The organism is Clostridium disporicum, assembly GCF_001405015.1.
Lineage (GTDB): Bacteria > Bacillota > Clostridia > Clostridiales > Clostridiaceae > Clostridium > Clostridium disporicum_B.
On sequence record NZ_CYZX01000002.1, the window covers coordinates 166227 to 185522 of the forward strand.

The following is a 19296-nucleotide window of genomic DNA, read 5'->3' on the forward strand; positions in this document are numbered from 1 at the left end:
GAGATAGTTATGATATTAGTATGTAATGGAAGAGTAATTACTCATGATGAAAACAATCCTTTTATAGAAAATGGAGCTGTTCTAATAGATGGAAATATTATAAAGGAAATTGGTACAACCAAAGAATTAAGGGTTAAATACGGACAAGCTGAAGTAATAGATGTTTCTGGAAAGGTTATAATGCCTGGACTTATAAATACTCATCATCATATTTATAGTGCTTTTGCAAGAGGATTAAACCTAAATAATCCTCCAGCTAAGTCTTTTACAGATATATTAAAAAATGTTTGGTGGAAAATAGATAAAAAGCTTACAGAAGAGGATAACAAGTATAGTGCATATACTACTTTAATTGAGTGTATCAAAGATGGAGTAACAACTGTTTTCGACCATCATGCAAGTCCTATGTCAGTAGAAGGAAGTCTTTTTACTTTAGCAAAAGCTGCTGAAGATTTAGGGGTAAGAGGAAGTTTCTGTTATGAAGTATCTGATAGAGATGGTAAAGATATATTAGAAGCTGGAATAAAGGAGAATATAGATTTTATAAAATATGCCAATAGTAGAACTGATGATATGGTAAAAGGTATGTTTGGAATGCATGCATCCTTTACTTTAAGTCATGAAAGCCTTTTAAAATGCGTTGATGCTATGGAGGGACTTGATGTAGGGTATCATGTACATGTAGCAGAAGGTATTGAAGATGTATATGATAGTTTAAATAGAAGTGGTAAGAGAGTTGTAGAAAGGCTAAATGATTATGGAATTTTAGGTGAAAAGACATTAGCAGTTCATTGTATTCATGTAAATGATAGAGAGATGGATATTCTAAAAGAAACTAATACTACTGTAATTAATAACCCAGAGTCTAATATGGGAAATGCAGTGGGATGTGCACCTGTTATTAGATTTTTTGAAAAAGGATTAACAGTAGGCTTAGGAACAGATGGTTATACAAGTGATATTTTTGAATCTATTAAGGTTGAAAATATAATTCATAAAGCCAATCTTTGTAATCCAAATATAGGTTTTATGGAAACTGGAACTATGGCCTTTAAGAATAATAGTAAAATTGCTTCAAAGTACTTTAAAAATGAAGTTGGAATTTTAAAAGAAGGTGCTTACGCTGACTTAATAGTAGTAGATTATAATCCGCTTACAGTTATGAATGAAAATAATTTATTTGGACATATATTCTTTGGAATGACAGGTAGATCAGTAGATACAACAATAATTAATGGTAAGGTAGTAATGAAAGATAGAAAAATATTAACTGTTGATGAAGAAGAAATATTAACTAAATCAAGAGAGGTATCAGCTAAGCTTTGGGATAGATTGAATAGTTAATAAAAGAAAGTAGTTAAAAATAAGAAGTGCTTAGATAGATTATCTAGGCACTTTTTTATTATGATAAGCTATATAATTTTTACTTCTTTATGGCCGCATACATCACATTTGTAATAAAGTTTACCATACTGATTATTATCATATGCATAAGGATATTTATCCATTATTTCTCCACAAATTGGACATATAACTTCTTCATTGTTCTTAGAATTCATTTAAGATAACCTCCTTAATATAATATTTTATAAATATTATATAGTCAATTAACGGTATTAGCAAAAAAAACTCGGCTAATTGCCGAGCTTTTACTATTGTGCTAATTTTCCAACTACAGGTGAGTTACTTAATATTGCAGAACCATGAGAAATCTTTTTGATTGATTCAGTTGAATCTGTACCAGCTTTACAGCCATGATGTTCACCATTTGGAAAATTACTAGTTACATCATAAACAACACCATCAACAGCTATATATGCAGGCTGACCATTTGTACCGTCATATTTAGATAGTTCATCAAGAGTAAAGGTCTTTTCATTTCCTGAATTGCTTGATTCCTTATTATCTGTAGTAGAATTGTTAGTAGTATTGTTAGTAGAGTTTTCTGTTTGCGGTTTATTGTTTGTAGTATCATTAGTAGTTTTATTACCACAACCAACAAAAAGCCCTACTACTAGTAAAGTTATTAATAAAAAGTTAATAGATTTTGAGAAATGTTTTTTCATATTGATTACTCCTTTTAGTTTATATATTTTTGAAACAAATAATTCTTTGATATAAGTATTATTTGTTCAGTGGAAGATATTTATTCTAAACTTGTTAATAAAAATATTTATTAGATATTAGTTGATAATCTAGGTGTAGGGTGGTAAATAAAAAGTATATTATTCTAACTAAATATTACTTAGCTAGATTTTTGTTATAAAAACATTTTATATTAGAACTAGAGTTCATAAGTTTTTATTTTCCTAAATATACTATTACATAGTGATATATTTAGGAGAAAAATATGTTAAAAAGTAAAGAGTCTTTAGAAGTGGAATATTTAGGAGGGGAAAAGCTTCAAATATCTGAATATGAAAATAAGATGTGTAATTTTTATTTAATAAAAAAAGTTTCAGATAAAGGTGAAGATTATAGTATTGAAAGTAATGATTATTTTATTACAAAAGAATCTAGAAGAATGAGAGGACATAGAAGTATATCCTATGATAAATGTGAAATAGTTGTTTTTGAAGATGATTTAATTATAAATGAAGAAAAGTTTAAAGCTATAAAGAAAAATAAAATCGATGAAGCAATAAAAGAAGATTTTTTATACTCTTTAGCATTATATTATATTAAAAATGAAAATATAGAAAGTGGACAAGAAATAATAGCTCAAATAGGTGATATTTATATATATAATTTATTAGAAAAAGACTTTAATATTGAAGAAAAAATAAAAGTAATGAATATATTAACGGTATGTATTGATGAAAGAAGCAATAGATTTAAAGAGGGAAAGTTAAAGATAAAAGCAAATTCAAAAAATGAAGAGGCTGAATGTTTGATTCAAATACTAAATGAAATAATGGAAGATAAAGAATCAAAATTACTTTGGGATTATAGCTATGATTATAAAAGAACAACTCAAAAAAACTATATGATAGAAGATAATTACATTTTTATAAGACCTAAAATTGGTTATGGAGAGATAAAAGATATAGTTATAGGAAGTAAGAAATTAAATATCTTCGCTAAGGTTAAAATAGACGGAGAGGTAAAAAATAAAGAAAATAAATTAAAGTTAGATTCTTATATATTTAGAGAGTATACGTTGGTGCTAAATGGTAAATTGAATATGGGAGTTATGTGGTGTAAGCTTTCCAATAAACTTAAAGCAAAATATAAAAAAAGAAAATTAATTAAATCAATAAATAATGTATTTGGGGAAGAAATTATTACACTGGACTTAACTAAGTTAGATATAACAAATAATAAAATGTTGAGATTGTTAGATGCAGAATGTATAGCAGAATATCTTTGGAAAATAGAGGAGCTGAAGATAAGACAGGGAATAATATCTAATATAATTAAAGATAGATATAAAAATGATAAAGTTAATAAAAATAAATATATAGTGGATGGTACATCAGAGATAATTAAAAAGTACAGAGTTGATGAAAAAGGTTTGTATCATCCCATTGGAGTAGAAAAAAATAATGTATCAAGTGATTTTCAAATATATTTAGCTAAAGTTTTTGAATGGAAGGTAGAAAAATATCCTAAGAAAAAAGTTGAGTTAGATATTGCGGAAGATTATAGAAGTTTATTTAATGATAATGAGGAAGATTCTATGGAGATTATGTGGAATGAATATAAAAGACTTAAAGTAGAACAAAAAGAGATTGAGAATAAAGTTAATATCGTTAGAATATCATCTGCAATATTAAATAAGAAAATTTTTATTTGGGAAAAAGAAATCGAAAAGGAAAAGAAAGAAACTGATAAGTTTTTAGATATTAATACTGTTGTAGGAGGAAAAATAAAAATATCAATTAAAAAGATAAATGATATAAGTATTAGACAAGATTCATATAGTCTTATAACAAGGTGTGAGTAAAGATAGTTTTAAAAAATTCTAAAACCTCAAGTTGTGGAATTGCTTGAGGTTTTCAATATGTAAATAAAATTGATGAATATATTTAGAGATATGTAAATAAGTATATTATAGGTGGAAGTATAAATTTAAAGAATTATAATAACACCATTAATGAAAAGGTTATCAAAGGAGAGGGATATGGAAACGAAAGATATTTTGAATTCGTATAATATTTTAAGGTGGGAGGAGAAAGAAGTAAGATGAAGATAGTTCTTGTTTGTTTAAACGGTATGTCTACAGGAGACTTAGTAAATAAGATGAATAAAATATCTATTGAAAAAAATCTTGATTTAGATATTACAGGAGTTGGATATACGGATATAGTTAAAGAGATAGACGGAGCTAGTGTAATTTTACTTGGACCGCAAGTTAAGCACTACATAAGAAAGGTAAGAGAAATGGCAGAGCCTAAAGAAATACCGGTACAAATTATAGATCATATAACATATGGAATGAGAAATGCTGATAAAGTAATAGATCTAGCTCTTAATATAGCAAAGAAATAAAGAATAAAAGCCATGAGATTAATAAGTTATCTCTTGGCTTTATTTTTTTTAAAAGAGGTTAATAATATAAAAGTTATTTAATAGTATGAATATTAGATTTAATAAAGTTAATAATATGAATGAATTTATTTTTTATTATAAAAAATATATGGTATAATATACTAAAATAACAATTATTAAACAATAGTGCTTATTAACAATATAAAATCAAGGGGTGAAAGCTATGAGTAAAATATCAATTATAGGAGCAGGATCAATTGGAGCAACAACAGCTTTTGCATTATTGCAAAAAGGTATAGCAAGGGAAATAGTGATAAATGACATAAATCAAGAAAAGGCTTTAGGAGAAGTAATGGATTTAATGCATGGAAGTTCATTATGCAAACCATGTAATGTTACTTTAGGAACAATAGAAGATACTAAAGATTCTGATGTTGTTATTATAACTGCTGGATTAAATCAAAAACCAGGAGAAACAAGATTAGATTTAGTAGATAAAAACTATGGTATATTTAAAGATTTTATTCCTAAGATAGCTAAGGCAAGTCCTAATGCAATATTACTAGTAGTATCAAATCCAGTAGATATTTTAGCTTATATGACATATAAGTTATCAGGATTCCCAAAAGAAAGAGTTATAGGATCAGGAACAGTTTTAGATACAGCTAGACTTAGAAGTTTACTTGGAAAATATTTTGAGATAGATGGAAGAACAATTGATGGTTTTGTGATGGGTGAGCATGGAGATAGTGAATTTGTTCCTTGGTCATCATTAAGAGTAGGAACTATTCCTGTTAAAAGCTTCTCAGAACAAAATTCAATAGAATGGGATTGTGAAACAGAAAAAGTTATATCAGAGGATGTTAAGAATTGTGCTTATGAAGTAATAAATCGTAAAGGAGCTACAGCATTTGCAGTTGCTGTTGCTTTAGTTAGAATAGTGGAGGCTCTTTTAAGGGATGAAAAAACTATTTTAACAGTATCAACGCTTCTTAATGATTATTGTGGTGTAAGTGACACTTATTTAAGTGTTCCAACAATTGTAGGAAAAAATGGAGTAGAAAAAGTGCTTAAAGTAGATTTTTCAGATGAAGAAAAAGAAAAGTTTACTTCATCTGCAAGAATAATGAGAGAATATATTGATAGAATAAATGGAAAATAAAATTATAAAAATATTGAATATATGATAAAAGTATTATACAATATATGTAAATGAATTGTATTAATCCTATGAAAAGGAGAAGTAACTAAATTTAGATTCAATTAAGAGAGTTAAGGATGGTGAAATCTTAGCAAGAAAAAATTTAGTGAATGGACCTTAGAGGAATTAGCAGAAATTTTTATAAGAGTATGTGATATGGTGGCCTGCACCTTATAGCAGGTAAAGTATATTAGTACTTGAATTTAAGAGGTATAATTTTAAATTATACAATTTAGGTGGTACCGCGGATTAACTCCGTCCTATAATATTTATAGGATGGAGTTTTTATTTTTTTATGGTATAGAAATTAGAAAATAGTATTCAGAGTATTACTTTGATTACAAATTGAGTTTAATTATTGGAGGCGTTAAAAAGTATGAATAAAGAAATTATTTTAACAGGGGATAGACCAACTGGTAAATTACATTTAGGACATTATATAGGTTCATTAAAAAACAGGGTTAAATTACAGAATACTGGAAAGTATGAAAGTTTTATTATGATAGCTGATCAGCAAGCATTAACAGATAATGCAAGAAATCCTGAAAAGATAAGAAACAGTTTAATAGAAGTTGCGTTAGATTATTTAGCAGTTGGAATAGAACCAAGTAAAGCTACTATATTTGTACAATCACAAATACAAGAGTTAAATGAATTAACTATGCATTATCTAAATCTTGTTACGGTAGCTAGATTAAATAGAAATCCCACAGTAAAAGAGGAAATTAAATTAAGAGATTTTAAAAATAGTATACCTGCTGGATTTTTAATATATCCTGTAAGTCAAGCTGCTGATATAACAGCATTCAAAGCTAATTTAGTGCCAGTTGGAGAAGATCAATTGCCTATGATTGAGCAAACTAGAGAAATAGTTAGAACCTTTAATTCTATATATGGAGATATATTAGTGGAGCCTAAGGCAATGGTTCCTGAAGATACCTTAGGAAGATTACCAGGAATTGATGGCAAGGCAAAAATGAGTAAGTCATTAGGAAATGCTATTTATATATCAGATGAAGCTGATGTGGTTAGCAAAAAAATTATGAGCATGTATACAGATCCTAACCATATCAAAGTATCAGATCCAGGTAAAGTTGAAGGAAACACTGTATTTACTTATTTAGATGCCTTTTGTAAAGATAAAGAGGCAGTTTGTAGTATGAAAGAGCATTACAAACAAGGTGGCTTAGGAGATGTAAAAGTAAAGCGTTATTTAAATGAAGTGCTACAGGCAGAATTAGAGCCGATAAGAAAAAGAAGAAGTGAATATGAGAAAGATTTAGATTATGTATATAAGATATTAAGAGAAGGAAGCATTAAAGCTAGAGAAGTAGCAAGTAAAACAACAAAAGAAGTAAGAGAAGCAATAGGAATTGAATATTTTAAGTAATAAATGTATAAAGAAGAAAATATAAATGCTATAGGGTAAAGAGTTTATTATTTAGAAAGACTGATAAAATTCAGTCTTTTTTTATATAAGCTTCATGGAATAATATCGTAAATTATTGTGAGAGAGTATGTAAAGTGAGGTTGATGATTATGTCTTTATTGATTAAAAATGGAATTATAGTAACAGCTAGTGATATTTATAATGGAGATATTTATATAGAAAAAGGTAGAATAAGTGAAATAGGATTAGAACTTTTAAAAGATGCTGATAAGATAGTAGATGCAAAAGGTATGTATATAATTCCAGGAGGAGTAGATGTACATACTCATTTTAACCTTGATGTAGGTATAGCAAGAGCTAATGATGATTTTTATACAGGGACTATAGCAGCAGCTTGTGGAGGAACAACAACTATAGTTGATCATATGGGATTTGGACCTAAGAATTGTAATTTGAAGCATCAAGTAGATGTATATCATAAATATGCTGATAATAATGCTGTAATCGATTATAGTTTTCATGGAGTAATACAACATATAGATGAAAATATACTAGAAGAGATGAAGAGCATAGTTGAAGATGAAGGAATAAGTAGTTTTAAAGCTTATTTAACATATGACTATAAAATTGAAGATGAAGATATGGTAAAAATATTTAAAAGATTAAATGAGTTAGACAGTATTACTACTGTACATTGTGAGAATCATGGAAGTATAAAATATTTAAGAGAGAAATTTACTAAAGAAGGATTAAAGTCTCCAAAGTACCATTGTTTGAGTAGACCTGAAGAGGCAGAGGGGGAAGCTGTTAATAGAATGATAAATATTGCAAAAATAGCTGGAGATTCACCTCTATATGTTGTACATTTATCTACTAAGTTAGGGCTAGATTATATTAAGATGGCAAGAGGAAGAGGGGAAAAGGTTTATGCAGAAACATGCCCTCAATATTTAATATTGAATGAAGAGAAATATGAATTAGATAATAATGAAGGATTAAAATATATAATGAGTCCTCCTCTTAGGAAAAGTTATAATTGTAATGAGTTATGGAGGGGAATAAATGAAGGGTATATTCAAACTATAGCTACAGATCACTGTCCTTTTTCATTTTCAAAAGACAAGCAGTTAGGTAAAGATGATTTTACTAAATGTCCAAATGGAGCTCCTGGTGTTGAGGAGAGGATACCATTAATATTTTCAGAAGGTGTAATGAAAGAGAAGATTAGTATAAATAAATTTGTAGAGGTTTGTGCAACAAATCCAGCAAAGATTTTTGGATTATATCCTAAGAAAGGTACTATTCAAGTTGGAAGTGATGGTGACTTAGTAATAATAGATCCTAATAGAGAAAAGGTGCTTAGTGCAAATAATTTACACTCAAATGTGGATTATACTGCTTATGAAGGAATTAAAGTAAAGGGATATCCAATAATGACTATAAGTAATGGCGAAATTATATATGATAAAGGAAAATTTATTGGTAAAAAAGGTAGAGGAAAGTTTATTAAAAGAGATAAAGTAAATTTAATTTAGTTTAAATATAAATAAATCATAATATTACTACCATCATCATATAAGAAAAGTAAAGTTTAATTATACTACTTAGATATAACTTTAAATATTTAATAAAATATAATAATTTAACTTAAGAACACAATAATATTTTTAAAATATAATAATTATAAAGATTTAAATGGAGTAATTTATGGAAATAAATAATTTCGTTACTACAGACTTTTTAGCAAGTTTTACAGGAACACTTTTTGTTGTAGAGTTAATCGTTTTTGTTACAAAGAATTTACCTATAATTAAAAAGATTAGAACTAGATTTTATACTTTTCTTCTAGCTATAAGTCATATTATAATAATGGGACTTGTAACAAAGACAGCAACGCAAACAGTAATATATTATTATGGTGTTTTTATTAATTCATTAATAGTAACAGTTATGTTATGTGGTGGATATGATATTATAATAGATAAAATATATTCAGTAACTAATATTCAGCCTAAAGATACAAATAATAATATAGATGACAAAAGTATAGAAGATAGTAGCAATAAAAATGATACAAATAATTCAAATGAAGTTAATTAAGGAAAAAGTACTTGTGTAAGCGCAAGTACTTTTAGTTTTACTTAGAAGAATAAAGTACTTGTATAAATAACATAATAGCTATATAAGGGGTTGAATGTATAGTGTCATATGTAAATTTTAAAGAGGAAAGACAAGTAACAAGAGAACAGTTAAAAAAAAGAAGAAAGAATAATGAAGAAATATTTAATAAACTAATTGAAACAAAAGATTTGCCCAAAATTTATATTCCTGATAATGAATATAGCTATAAAAAATTTGAAGATAAACATTTTGGAATAGGAAGAATTAAAGATGAAGAAGATTATGAGAAAATCAATGATAAAGATATAGTTTGTACTATATTTGAAAATTGCACTTTTGGTAATATAAAATTTGAAAATTGTAATTTTATAGGGTGTATATTTAAAAAGTGCAAATTTGAAAGTGGAGGAGTTATATTTAAAAACTGTAGCTTCTATAAGGAGGAAAGTGAAAAGAAACCTTCATTAAATAGAAGAGATAATTTTTCATGTGAATTTAGTAATTGTGAAATATATGCTAAGTTTGATGGAAGCACGATAGCTTACTGTATATTTAGTAGTTGTTTTATTAGTAATACTTACTTTTTATTAAGTGATATGACTAGTTTGATTATAATAGACTCAGAATTAAAACGTATTAGAATAGAAGATTGTGATCTATCTGGAGCAAAAATAATGAGTACATATATTATAGATTTAGATTTTACTGATAAAATAAAGAGTAAGTTAGATGAAAAAACATTTTTTGATAAAATAAAGCTTAGAGAAAAAGACAGAAATGAATATGAAGGGGTATATATGACCTATGAAACAATAGGAGATAAATTTAAGGAAAATAATCTGAATAATAACTTTGGTGAGTACTATTATTTGTGTAAGTTGACGCAAAGAAAGACTTTAAAAATTTTTCCAAGAATAAACTCCTTTTTATATTGGGCAACTTGTGGTTATGGAGAAAGACCAATATATTCAATTATTTTTGCATTAGCAACTATATTAATTTTTGCAATTTTATATTTAATATTTGGAATAAAAATAGATGATAATATGATAAGTTATTTAAATTATAAAATATACAGTAATGATTTAACTTACCATCTATTAAATATACATAAAGCAATTACCCTTAGTTGTGGTATGTTCTCAGGAGTTGGATCTAGTAGCATAGAACCAATTAGATTTTCAGAATTTTTAGGAAATGTAGAAATGTTAGTTGGATTAATAATAATAGGAATAGGAGTAGGTACAGTAACTAGAAAAATAGTAAGATAAAATTTTTGTAAAATAAATTAAGGTTTTGAATAGTATAGAAGTATGAAGTATTTTATATATAGAGGTAGAAAAGTGGATAACAAGGAAAAAGTTTTAATTGGAGCAGTTTCTTTCTTAGCAGGAGCAGCAGTAGGTTTTTTACTTGCACCAGTAAAAAAGATAGTTTCTTTTGAAAAATTCTCATGTAATAACATTGAAGATTTTGAAGTTGATAGTAGTTTAGAAACTTCAGAAGATAATAAAGTGGATAAAGATGAAGAAAAAGAAGAAATAAAAGAAGAATAAAACAGTAATAACAGATTAAGAAGTTGTTGGTAAAGATCTTATTTAAGAGAGTTATCAACAACTTTTTTATTATTTTAATATTAATATGTATAGGTATAATTTGTAGAATTACTTAATATAATCTAAGGAAAGTGATATTTAAATTTGTAATTTTATAAATAGATTTAAAAGTTTAAGTAATTATTAGATGGAGGATATTATGATTATAAATAAATTATTATTGTCAAGGAAAGAGGTAAATACATTTTTAGAAGTTATAGGAGATTCTATGATTAACCATGAGTTTGTAAAGTATTTTTTAGATATAGACAAAGACAGATTAATAAAATATAATTTGTTTTTTAATAAGATTGAAGATGCTTTTGAGAATGAAGATATATCTACTATAGAGATAGAGTTAAGTTTAGATGTTAATAAAGAATTAAAATATATAGTGTATAATTATATTAAAAGAAATATAGCTAAAATATACAAAGAAGAAATTAGTGAAATAATGGATATTATTGAAAGCTTAGACTCAGTAAGAGTTACAGAGATAGATGATATGATGACTTATAGAATGTAAGAAAATAGAATTATAATACACCTTTTTAGTTTAAGTATTTACGGCTAAATTTTAGAGGTGTATTTTTTATGAATAAAAAAGAAATAGTTTCTGCTATTAATATAGTTATACTTTATGTTAAGTTTAATAATATGGAGCAAGAAGTGAGTTGAGTTTGAGAGGAATAATATATTAATGAGAAAAAAGTGGTCAATATTTTATGGTGCTTTATGTATTATAGTTATTATAGTAAGTTTTAAGTATTTTATGTTTGTAAAGAATAGTAATTTTAAAGGAGAAGAGTTTGTGAGTACGAAAAGTAAAAATAATGATGAGTTGAAATCAAAAAGGTTAATTAAGTTAAAAGGAGAGGATACATTTAATAAAGGAGAGCTACAAGATATAGAGATTAGTAAAGAAGAGGGAGAGGATGTACTAACTCTTTTAAAAGAAGGTGATACTTATAGTGAGTTAGGAACATATATATCAGAAGAAATAGATACAGAAGATTTTACTAATTTAATACTATCATGGAATAGTAAAACTCCAGAGAATACTTATATTGAAGTTTTGGCAAGGGCTTATGTAGTAGAAAGAAATAAAGCAATAGGAAAATGGTCAGAGTATCTTTCGTGGGGAATATGGGGTTCAACAATAAATAGTAGTTCGGCTAATTCTAAATGTGAAATAGCAAAAGTTGATACTGATGTGTTTGTGTTAAATGATAAAAGTAATAATGTAGCTAAAAAGCTTCAAATAAAAGTTAAACTATATAGTGCAGATTCAAATAACACGCCTACTATTAGTCAAATAACTGCAACGTTCATAGATACAGTAGGAGCTAAAGAGGTTTTTTCAAAAGAAGTTGATGAAATATATTGTGAAAATACTATAGAAACACCGTGTTTCTCTCAGTATGAAAGAGAAGAGTCTATAGCATCTAGGATATGTAGTCCTACAAGTTTAACTATGGTGTTAAATGGGATGGGAGAAAATTTAATGGTTGAGGATGTCGCCTGGAATTGTTATGACTATATGTATAAAGGATTTGGAAATTGGACTTTCAATGTTGCTTTTGCAGGAAGTCTTGGATATGAATCTTATATTGAATATGGATCATTAGAAGCATTACAAAGAGAAATTTTAAAAGGATATCCAGTAATAGTTAGTGTTAAATATACTAATGATGAAAATAATAAGGACTATCCATATATAGAAAATTCACCAGTAACAACATCAGGGCATTTAATAGTAGTTTGTGGAATAACATCGGATAGTAATGGTCAAACTTATGTAGTAGTAAATGATCCAGCTGGAAAAAATAATGAGAGTGTAAGAAGAAAATATAAATTAGAAGAGTTTTTATTAGCTTGGAGTAAATCTAACAATGCTATGTATGTAATAAATAAAAAGGTATAGTTAAAAAATGGATAAATACATACCATATTATGAAAATGTAATCTGGTATGTATTTTTATGTTGAAATATGAAAGAGGTGTTTAGAAAAAATTACAAATTAAATAAAACTTTCATTTAAAAAATTTTAAAAAAATGTGTTTTTTATAACAAGTAAATTGAAAGTTTAAATTTTTATGCTATAATATAAGAGTTATTAAACAATATATAGTAATAAATTTTTTACTAAAGCTAATAAATATGAGCTTTTGGAAGTATTTTACCTCTCTGGAAGGTTGTATTTATTGCAAGTTGAAATTAGATATGTTTTTAACAATATTTAATTCAAAAAAAGAAATTACAGGAAAAGGTGATTTTAGTGGGAAGGATTAAAAGTACAAAAAGTCTACGTGGTATTTTTGTAAAACATTTAAAAAATACTGCAGAAGAAAAAACTGTTTCTATGCCTGTACCAAGCACTGTAACAATACCGATGAGCATGCACATTGGTGCGCCATGTGAGCCATTAGTAAAGATGGGTGACTTAGTAAAGGTTGGACAAAAGATAGGAGAGAGCAATGCTCCATTTAGTGCTCCTATACATGCATCTGTATCAGGAAAAGTTAAACAAGTTACTGAATTCAGAAATGCACTAGGAATGGTTTCAAAAGCTGTAGTAATTGAGTCTGATGGTGAACAAGCTATCAGTGAAGAAGTTAAGGTTCCAGTAGTAAATTCTAGAGAAGAATTTATTGCTGCTGTTAAGGAATCAGGAGTAGTAGGATTAGGGGGAGCTGGATTCCCAACTCACATCAAGTTAAATCCTAAAAATTTAGACCAAATTGATACATTAGTTATCAATGCGGCAGAATGTGAACCATATATAACATCTGACTACAGAGAATGTATGGAAAGCCCAGAAGATATCATTGAAGGTATCAATGTAGTTAAGAAGTGGCTTAATATTAAAAATGCTTACATAGGAATTGAAAGCAATAAACCAGCTTCAATTAAATTATTAGGCGAATTAAGTGAAAAACATGAAGGAATTGATGTTGTAGAACTTAAAGCTCAATATCCTCAAGGAGCAGAAAAAGTAATAATCTACTCAACTACAGGTAGAATAGTTAATGATGGACAATTACCAGCAGATGCAGGTGTAATTGTACTTAATGTAACAACTGTAAGCTTTATAGCTAAGTACTTAAAAACAGGTATGCCATTAGTTTCTAAGAGATTAACAGTTGATGGTACTGGAGCAAATAAAGGAATGAACGTAATAGTACCATTAGGAACTCCTATAAAGGACGTATTTGAATTCTGTGGTGGATTAAAAGCAGATTGCAAGAAAATATTAATGGGTGGACCAATGATGGGAATAGCAGTACCAGATTTAGAACAACCAATAGTTAAAAATAACAATGCAATTATCGCTTTAAATGAAAAGGATGCTACTCCAGCAGAAGAAACTGATTGTATCAGATGTGGAAAATGTGTATATGCATGTCCATTAAACTTAATGCCTGCTGCATTAGAAAAGGCATATGATGCAAGAAATGCAGAAAGCTTAGTAGCTCACGATGTTAACTTATGTATGAACTGTGGATGTTGTTCATATGTTTGTCCAGCAAAACGTAATTTAGCTCAAAAGAATCAATTAGCTAAAATGTTTGTAAGACAAGCTATGCAAAAATAATATCATATAAAATTTAATTTGAAGGGTGATTTGTTTTGGAAAAACTAATAGTAACATCATCACCACACGTTAAAAGTAGCACAACTACATCTACAATAATGAGAGATGTAATAATAGCTTTAATACCAGCTTTAATAGCTTCAAATATCATATTTGGATTAAGAGCAGGATTAGTTACAGCTGTATGTGTAGCTTCATGTGTTGGTTTTGAATATTTAAGTAGAAGAATAATGAATAAAAAGAATACAATCAGCGATTTAAGTGCTGTTGTAACAGGTATAATTTTAGCGTTTAACTTACCATCAACTATGCCACTATGGATGTGTGTTATAGGTTCATTTGTAGCAATAGTTATAGTTAAACAATTATTTGGTGGAATTGGACAAAACTTTGCTAATCCAGCTATAACAGCTAGAATAGTACTTTTAGTTTCATTTGGAACACAAATGACTAACTGGGCAGCTCCAAAAATTGCTGCTGTAGCAGATGCAGTTTCAGGTGCAACACCAATGGCTCAAATAGCTGCAGGTGAAACACCAAACCTTTTAAACATGTTCTTAGGAACTACAGGTGGATCATTAGGTGAAACTAGTGCATTAGCATTATTAATTGGTGGAATATACTTAGTATATAGAAAAGTTATAAACCCAATAATTCCAGTAGCATTTATCGGAACAGTATTTGTTTTCACTGCTGTTTTAGGAGTAAATCCTTTAGCTCAAATTTTAGGTGGAGGATTATTCTTAGGGGCAATATTTATGGCAACTGATTATTCAACATCACCAGTTACTAATATGGGTAAATTAATATTCGGTATAGGTTGTGGATTTATCACAGTTCTTATCAGAGTATTTGGTTCATATCCAGAAGGTGTATCTTTTGCTATATTACTTATGAACATTTTAGTTCCATATATTGATAAGGCAACTAGATTAAAAGCGTTAGGAGGTAAGAGATAATGAGCAAACAAAGTTCAATATTAAGACCAACGCTAGTTCTTGGATTAATAACTTTAGTAGTATCAGCTGTATTAGTTTTAACTTACAACTTAACAGGTGTAGGTGTAGCTGGACCAGCTATAAGTGATGAAATGTTAGCAATGGCAGTAGATGTTTTACCAGGTGGAGAAGGATTTGATGATGCAGGTGTAGGTTCAAGTGCAACTGTTCCAGCTGTTATAGGAACATCTAATGATGCAGGTTACGTAATAAATGCCATCGGAAAAGGTTACGGTGGAGATATGAGTGTTTTAGTTGGATTAGATAACGATGGTAAGATTACTGGAGTTAAAGTATATGAAATGTCTGAAACACCAGGTATCGGAACAAAAGTAACTGAGGATGCTGATTTCTTAGCAACATTTATAGGAAAGACTTCAGTAGATGGTAGTGATGCTGTATCAGGAGCTACATTCTCATCTAAGGGATTAAATGAAGCAATAACAAATGCATTTGATGCATTTAACATAATAAAATCAGGTGGACAATTAGAAGGTGGAAGTGCACCAGCTGGTGACTCAAATGAGAAAGCTGAAGAAAAACCAGCAGAACCAGCAGTAGAATATAAAGCAGCAAAAGATGTTACAATTGATGATGTTAAAGAAGCTGCAAAAGAAGTATTAGTTGATGGAGATAACTTTGAAGAGGTTTCTGTAGAAGCTGATAATGTTAACTTCGTTCTTAAAGCAGAAAATGGTGCAGGTTATGTTATTAACTCTGTTGGTGTAGGATTCTATGATGATGATATAAGTGTAGTAATAGGATTTGATGCTGATAAAAATATTACAGGTGTAAAAGTTGTAGGAATAAGTGATACACCAGGAATAGGAACACAAGTTGCAGAAGCAGAATTCTTAAACCAATTTGTTGGTAAGTCTGAAATAGCTGAAGATATCGTAGTATCAGGAGCTACTTTCTCATCAACAGGATTAAATGAAGCAGTTAGAGCTGCAATAGAAGCAGTGAAAGGAGTGGATGCATAATGAAGGAAAAAGTAAGTAACTTATCAATTCTAACTAAAGGTATAATCAAGGAAAATCCAGTACTTGTATTATTATTAGGTACGTGTCCAACACTTGCAGTAACTTCTATGGCTATGAATGGTCTAGGAATGGGACTAGCTACTACTTTCGTTTTAATAGGTTCAAACATAGTTATATCATTACTTAAAAACTTTATTCCTAAGGAAGTTAGACTTCCAAGCTTTATCGTTATTATTGCAGGTTTCGTTACAGTTGTAGGTTTCTTAATGCAAAGTTACCTTCCATCACTTTATAAGTCTTTAGGTGTATTCTTATCACTTATAACAGTTAACTGTATTATTCTTGCAAGAGCAGAAATGTTCGCTTGTAAAAATAAAGTATTTGCTTCTATCTTAGATGCAATAGGAATGGGGATAGGATTTACTTTAGCATTATTTGCTATAGGTTCTATAAGAGAAATATTAGGTTCAGGTACTTGGATGGGTATCACTTTAACTAAAGATATAATCGAACCAATGGGTATATTCGTTACTCCAGCTGGTGGATTCTTCGTATTTGGATGCTTAATAGCATTAGTTAATAAGCTTACAAATTACAGTATATCAAAGAAAAAAGCAGGATGTTCTGCATGTCCAGGTAAGGATGCTTGCCATGGTTCAGAAGGAGGGTGCTAATCGATGAAAGAAATGATGATTATATTAGTTAGCGCTATTTTAGTTGATAACTTTGTTTTAGCTAAGTTCATGGGAATTTGTCCTTTCTTAGGAGTATCTAAGAAGATTGACTCAGCTTTAGGTATGAGTGCAGCTGTTACTTTCGTAATGGTTATGGCTTCAGCAGTTACTTTCCCAATATATCAAATATTAAATAAATATGAATTAGGATATTTAAAAACTGTTGCATTTATCCTAGTAATAGCAACATTCGTTCAATTACTTGAAATAGTTTTAAAGAAGTTTATGCCACCACTATACAAGGCATTAGGTGTTTATTTACCATTAATAACTACTAACTGTGCTGTACTTGGAGTTACTGTTTTAAACATAGATAACGGATATAACTTCTTACAATCAATTGTTAATGCTTTAGGAGCTGGTCTTGGATTTACATTAGCATTAATCTTATTCTCAGGAGTAAGACAAAAGATGGAAAATACAGATATTCCAAAAGCATTTAAGGGATTACCAATAACATTAATAGCTGCAGCTATATTAGCAGTTTCATTCGTTGGATTCTCAGGAGTAGTTGACGGTCTATTTAAATAAGATAAAGTGAGGTATAAAAAGTATGTTAGAAGCTTATTTAGTACCTATTGCAATATTTATAGTACTAGGATTAATTGCAGGACTTCTATTATCAATAGCATCTAAGAAGTTAGCTGTTGAAGTAGACGAAAGAGTTGGTAAGGTAAGAGAATGCTTACCAGGAGCTAACTGTGGAGCTTGTGGATATGCTGGTTGCGATGAATATGCAGTAGCATTAATAGAAAAAAATGAAAAAATAACACTTTGTAAACCAGGTGGAGCTGCAGCTACAGCTCAAATCGGTGAAATATTAGGAACAGAAGCAGAAGTAGGAGAAAGAGAAGTTGCTTTCGTTAAATGTAACGGTGTTCCTTCAGCTACTAATGCTAAATATGAATATAAAGGAACTCAAACTTGTGCAGCAAATAACCTTTTATTCTCAGGTAAAGGTTCATGTGCATTTGGATGTTTAGGTTTCGGAGATTGTACAGTTTCATGTGAATTTGATGCTATACATATAGTTGATGGAGTAGCTAAGGTTGATCCAGAAAAATGTACAGCTTGTGGAGCTTGTATAAAGACTTGTCCTAAGGCTATAATAGCTTTAAGACCAATAAGCAAAGAAGTTAAAGTTCTTTGTAACAACAAAGACAAAGGTGGAATCACAAGAAAAGCATGTACAAATGGATGTATTGGATGTATGAAATGTCAAAAGACATGTGAATTTGGAGCAATTACTGTTACAAATAATGTTGCATCAATCGATCATTCAAAATGTACAAACTGTAAGGCTTGTGTTGAAGTTTGTCCAGTAAAATGTATTCACTTAGATTAATAATGAAAGGGTACTTACTTATGTAGGTACTCTTTTTTTGCTTAAAAATAGCTTATACGAAAGATAATTTTAAATTTCTTGAAAGATATAAAAAATATTATTCAGAACATACTTTCTCATATTAGACAAATGTAGTAGAATAGTAATATATTTTACTAAGGATGGAGAAGTTTAAATGAAAGGAAAAGAACATATGATAGTTGGAACTACAGCTACAGCTACTATGGGTATCGGTTTTTTATTAACTAATACTATAAGTAGTGTGATATATTTAGTTCCATTAATTTTAGGTGGATTTATTGGATCATATATGCCAGATATAGATTCACATAATTCAAAAGCGAGACAGTTTTTTAATAAATTTATTGTTATATTGATAATAGCTTTAGTTATAGGTTATATGTTAGGGATGGCGTTAAGTATAGATAATATTATTTCGTTTTTAAATAAACATTGGGATGAATATTTTCCATATATATTATTTTTTGCATTAGTAATTTTAGGGAAACTTTCACCTCATAGGATGTTTACACATAAATGGTTTGGAACAATACTATTTTGTTTTAGTGTATATTTAATTGGTAATATTTATTTGACTTTAGGTTTTTCCATGGGATATATTTTACATATAGTATGTGATAGATTTTCACCAAAGGGGAAAAAATTAAAGTTTTTTGAATTTAAGTTACCTTGCAGAAACACAAAAAATAAGATAACTATTTGTTGGTAAAACTTTTAAATTTAGGATAGAAGGCATCAAGATGATGTTTTTCTCTCTTTTTATTTAATAACGAGTTAAATATGATGTTATAGCAAATTATTTGTTATATTGTAATGGATAA

The 19296-nt window shown here is 28.5% G+C and carries 20 protein-coding genes and 1 other annotated feature; of the genes, 18 read left to right on the top strand and 2 right to left on the bottom strand.

Going from position 1 to position 19296, the window contains the following annotated elements; genetic code table 11:
• Positions 1-9: 9 nt before the first annotated feature.
• Entirely contained in the window at positions 10-1344 is a 1335-nt protein-coding gene (gene ssnA / locus ARA56_RS01980) for a putative aminohydrolase SsnA (RefSeq protein WP_055263409.1), read from the top strand.
• A gap of 68 nt (positions 1345-1412) precedes the next feature.
• On the opposite strand, the gene ARA56_RS16765 is transcribed toward ssnA, so the two are convergent.
• Positions 1413-1559, bottom strand: a complete 147-nt coding sequence (locus ARA56_RS16765; RefSeq protein ID WP_172675728.1) for a hypothetical protein — start codon at positions 1557-1559, stop codon at positions 1413-1415.
• A gap of 93 nt (positions 1560-1652) precedes the next feature.
• Positions 1653-2066: a cytochrome b5 domain-containing protein gene (locus tag ARA56_RS16355; RefSeq protein WP_084758928.1), complete on the bottom strand. Its 414-nt coding sequence runs from the start codon at positions 2064-2066 to the stop codon at positions 1653-1655.
• Between the two features lie 284 nt (positions 2067-2350).
• Between ARA56_RS16355 and ARA56_RS01990 the strand changes: the two genes are divergently transcribed.
• The 17 genes from ARA56_RS01990 to ARA56_RS02070 all read left to right on the top strand — a co-directional run bounded on the left by ARA56_RS01990 (position 2351) and on the right by ARA56_RS02070 (position 19184).
• A complete protein-coding gene (locus tag ARA56_RS01990; RefSeq protein WP_055263411.1) occupies positions 2351-3946 on the top strand; it encodes a hypothetical protein in 1596 nt (531 codons plus the stop codon).
• Positions 3947-4185: 239 nt separating this feature from the next.
• A complete protein-coding gene (locus tag ARA56_RS01995; RefSeq protein ID WP_055263413.1) occupies positions 4186-4491 on the top strand; it encodes a PTS sugar transporter subunit IIB in 306 nt (101 codons plus the stop codon).
• A gap of 223 nt (positions 4492-4714) precedes the next feature.
• A complete protein-coding gene (locus ARA56_RS02000) occupies positions 4715-5653 on the top strand; it encodes an L-lactate dehydrogenase (protein WP_055263415.1) in 939 nt (312 codons plus the stop codon).
• Positions 5654-5712: 59 nt separating this feature from the next.
• Positions 5713-5958, top strand: a binding site (T-box leader).
• Between the two features lie 110 nt (positions 5959-6068).
• Positions 6069-7082, top strand: coding sequence for a tryptophan--tRNA ligase (trpS, locus tag ARA56_RS02005; protein WP_055263417.1), 1014 nt, complete (start codon positions 6069-6071; stop codon positions 7080-7082).
• 149 nt (positions 7083-7231) lie between these two features.
• Positions 7232-8617 (top strand): dihydropyrimidinase, encoded by a 1386-nt coding sequence (gene hydA, locus ARA56_RS02010; RefSeq protein WP_055263419.1) that lies wholly within the window; start codon positions 7232-7234, stop codon positions 8615-8617.
• 172 nt (positions 8618-8789) lie between these two features.
• Complete coding sequence (locus ARA56_RS02015) at positions 8790-9182, top strand: hypothetical protein (RefSeq protein WP_055263421.1); 393 nt, start codon at positions 8790-8792, stop codon at positions 9180-9182.
• 101 nt (positions 9183-9283) lie between these two features.
• Positions 9284-10474 (top strand): pentapeptide repeat-containing protein, encoded by a 1191-nt coding sequence (locus tag ARA56_RS02020; protein WP_055263423.1) that lies wholly within the window; start codon positions 9284-9286, stop codon positions 10472-10474.
• Between the two features lie 72 nt (positions 10475-10546).
• Positions 10547-10759, top strand: coding sequence for a hypothetical protein (locus ARA56_RS02025; RefSeq protein ID WP_055263425.1), 213 nt, complete (start codon positions 10547-10549; stop codon positions 10757-10759).
• A 199-nt stretch (positions 10760-10958) separates the two neighbouring features.
• On the top strand, positions 10959-11324 hold the full coding sequence (locus ARA56_RS02030) for a hypothetical protein (RefSeq protein ID WP_055263427.1): 366 nt from the start codon (positions 10959-10961) through the stop codon (positions 11322-11324).
• Positions 11325-11609: 285 nt separating this feature from the next.
• Positions 11610-12722: a C39 family peptidase gene (locus ARA56_RS02035; protein WP_172675729.1), complete on the top strand. Its 1113-nt coding sequence runs from the start codon at positions 11610-11612 to the stop codon at positions 12720-12722.
• 355 nt (positions 12723-13077) lie between these two features.
• Positions 13078-14394 (top strand): electron transport complex subunit RsxC, encoded by a 1317-nt coding sequence (gene rsxC / locus ARA56_RS02040; protein ID WP_148315728.1) that lies wholly within the window; start codon positions 13078-13080, stop codon positions 14392-14394.
• 35 nt (positions 14395-14429) lie between these two features.
• On the top strand, positions 14430-15353 hold the full coding sequence (locus tag ARA56_RS02045) for an RnfABCDGE type electron transport complex subunit D (protein WP_055263431.1): 924 nt from the start codon (positions 14430-14432) through the stop codon (positions 15351-15353).
• Positions 15353-16375 carry an FMN-binding protein gene (locus ARA56_RS02050; protein ID WP_055263433.1) on the top strand — a complete coding sequence of 341 codons (1023 nt, stop codon included), beginning with the start codon at positions 15353-15355 and terminating at the stop codon, positions 16373-16375. The genes ARA56_RS02045 and ARA56_RS02050 overlap by 1 nt, the downstream gene beginning before the upstream one ends.
• Positions 16375-17049, top strand: coding sequence for an electron transport complex subunit RsxE (gene rsxE, locus ARA56_RS02055; protein WP_055263435.1), 675 nt, complete (start codon positions 16375-16377; stop codon positions 17047-17049). Before ARA56_RS02050 ends, rsxE begins: the two co-directional genes overlap by 1 nt.
• Before the next feature lie 3 nt (positions 17050-17052).
• Entirely contained in the window at positions 17053-17640 is a 588-nt protein-coding gene (locus ARA56_RS02060; RefSeq protein WP_055263437.1) for an electron transport complex protein RnfA, read from the top strand.
• A 22-nt stretch (positions 17641-17662) separates the two neighbouring features.
• The gene (locus tag ARA56_RS02065) at positions 17663-18454 is read left to right on the top strand and encodes an RnfABCDGE type electron transport complex subunit B (RefSeq protein ID WP_055263439.1); all 792 of its coding nucleotides are present in this window, start codon (positions 17663-17665) and stop codon (positions 18452-18454) included.
• A 175-nt stretch (positions 18455-18629) separates the two neighbouring features.
• Positions 18630-19184 (top strand): metal-dependent hydrolase, encoded by a 555-nt coding sequence (locus ARA56_RS02070; protein ID WP_055263441.1) that lies wholly within the window; start codon positions 18630-18632, stop codon positions 19182-19184.
• Positions 19185-19296: the final 112 nt, after the last annotated feature.

What these genes read in the sequence shown, in the direction of transcription:
- ssnA (WP_055263409.1), top strand. Translation starts at nt 10, where the DNA reads ATGATATTAGTATGTAATGGAAGAGTAATTACTCATGATGAAAACAAT.
- ARA56_RS16765 (WP_172675728.1), bottom strand. Translation starts at nt 1,559, where the DNA reads ATGAATTCTAAGAACAATGAAGAAGTTATATGTCCAATTTGTGGAGAA.
- ARA56_RS16355 (WP_084758928.1), bottom strand. Translation starts at nt 2,066, where the DNA reads ATGAAAAAACATTTCTCAAAATCTATTAACTTTTTATTAATAACTTTA.
- ARA56_RS01990 (WP_055263411.1), top strand. Translation starts at nt 2,351, where the DNA reads ATGTTAAAAAGTAAAGAGTCTTTAGAAGTGGAATATTTAGGAGGGGAA.
- ARA56_RS01995 (WP_055263413.1), top strand. Translation starts at nt 4,186, where the DNA reads ATGAAGATAGTTCTTGTTTGTTTAAACGGTATGTCTACAGGAGACTTA.
- ARA56_RS02000 (WP_055263415.1), top strand. Translation starts at nt 4,715, where the DNA reads ATGAGTAAAATATCAATTATAGGAGCAGGATCAATTGGAGCAACAACA.
- trpS (WP_055263417.1), top strand. Translation starts at nt 6,069, where the DNA reads ATGAATAAAGAAATTATTTTAACAGGGGATAGACCAACTGGTAAATTA.
- hydA (WP_055263419.1), top strand. Translation starts at nt 7,232, where the DNA reads ATGTCTTTATTGATTAAAAATGGAATTATAGTAACAGCTAGTGATATT.
- ARA56_RS02015 (WP_055263421.1), top strand. Translation starts at nt 8,790, where the DNA reads ATGGAAATAAATAATTTCGTTACTACAGACTTTTTAGCAAGTTTTACA.
- ARA56_RS02030 (WP_055263427.1), top strand. Translation starts at nt 10,959, where the DNA reads ATGATTATAAATAAATTATTATTGTCAAGGAAAGAGGTAAATACATTT.
- ARA56_RS02050 (WP_055263433.1), top strand. Translation starts at nt 15,353, where the DNA reads ATGAGCAAACAAAGTTCAATATTAAGACCAACGCTAGTTCTTGGATTA.
- rsxE (WP_055263435.1), top strand. Translation starts at nt 16,375, where the DNA reads ATGAAGGAAAAAGTAAGTAACTTATCAATTCTAACTAAAGGTATAATC.
- ARA56_RS02060 (WP_055263437.1), top strand. Translation starts at nt 17,053, where the DNA reads ATGAAAGAAATGATGATTATATTAGTTAGCGCTATTTTAGTTGATAAC.
- ARA56_RS02065 (WP_055263439.1), top strand. Translation starts at nt 17,663, where the DNA reads ATGTTAGAAGCTTATTTAGTACCTATTGCAATATTTATAGTACTAGGA.
- ARA56_RS02070 (WP_055263441.1), top strand. Translation starts at nt 18,630, where the DNA reads ATGAAAGGAAAAGAACATATGATAGTTGGAACTACAGCTACAGCTACT.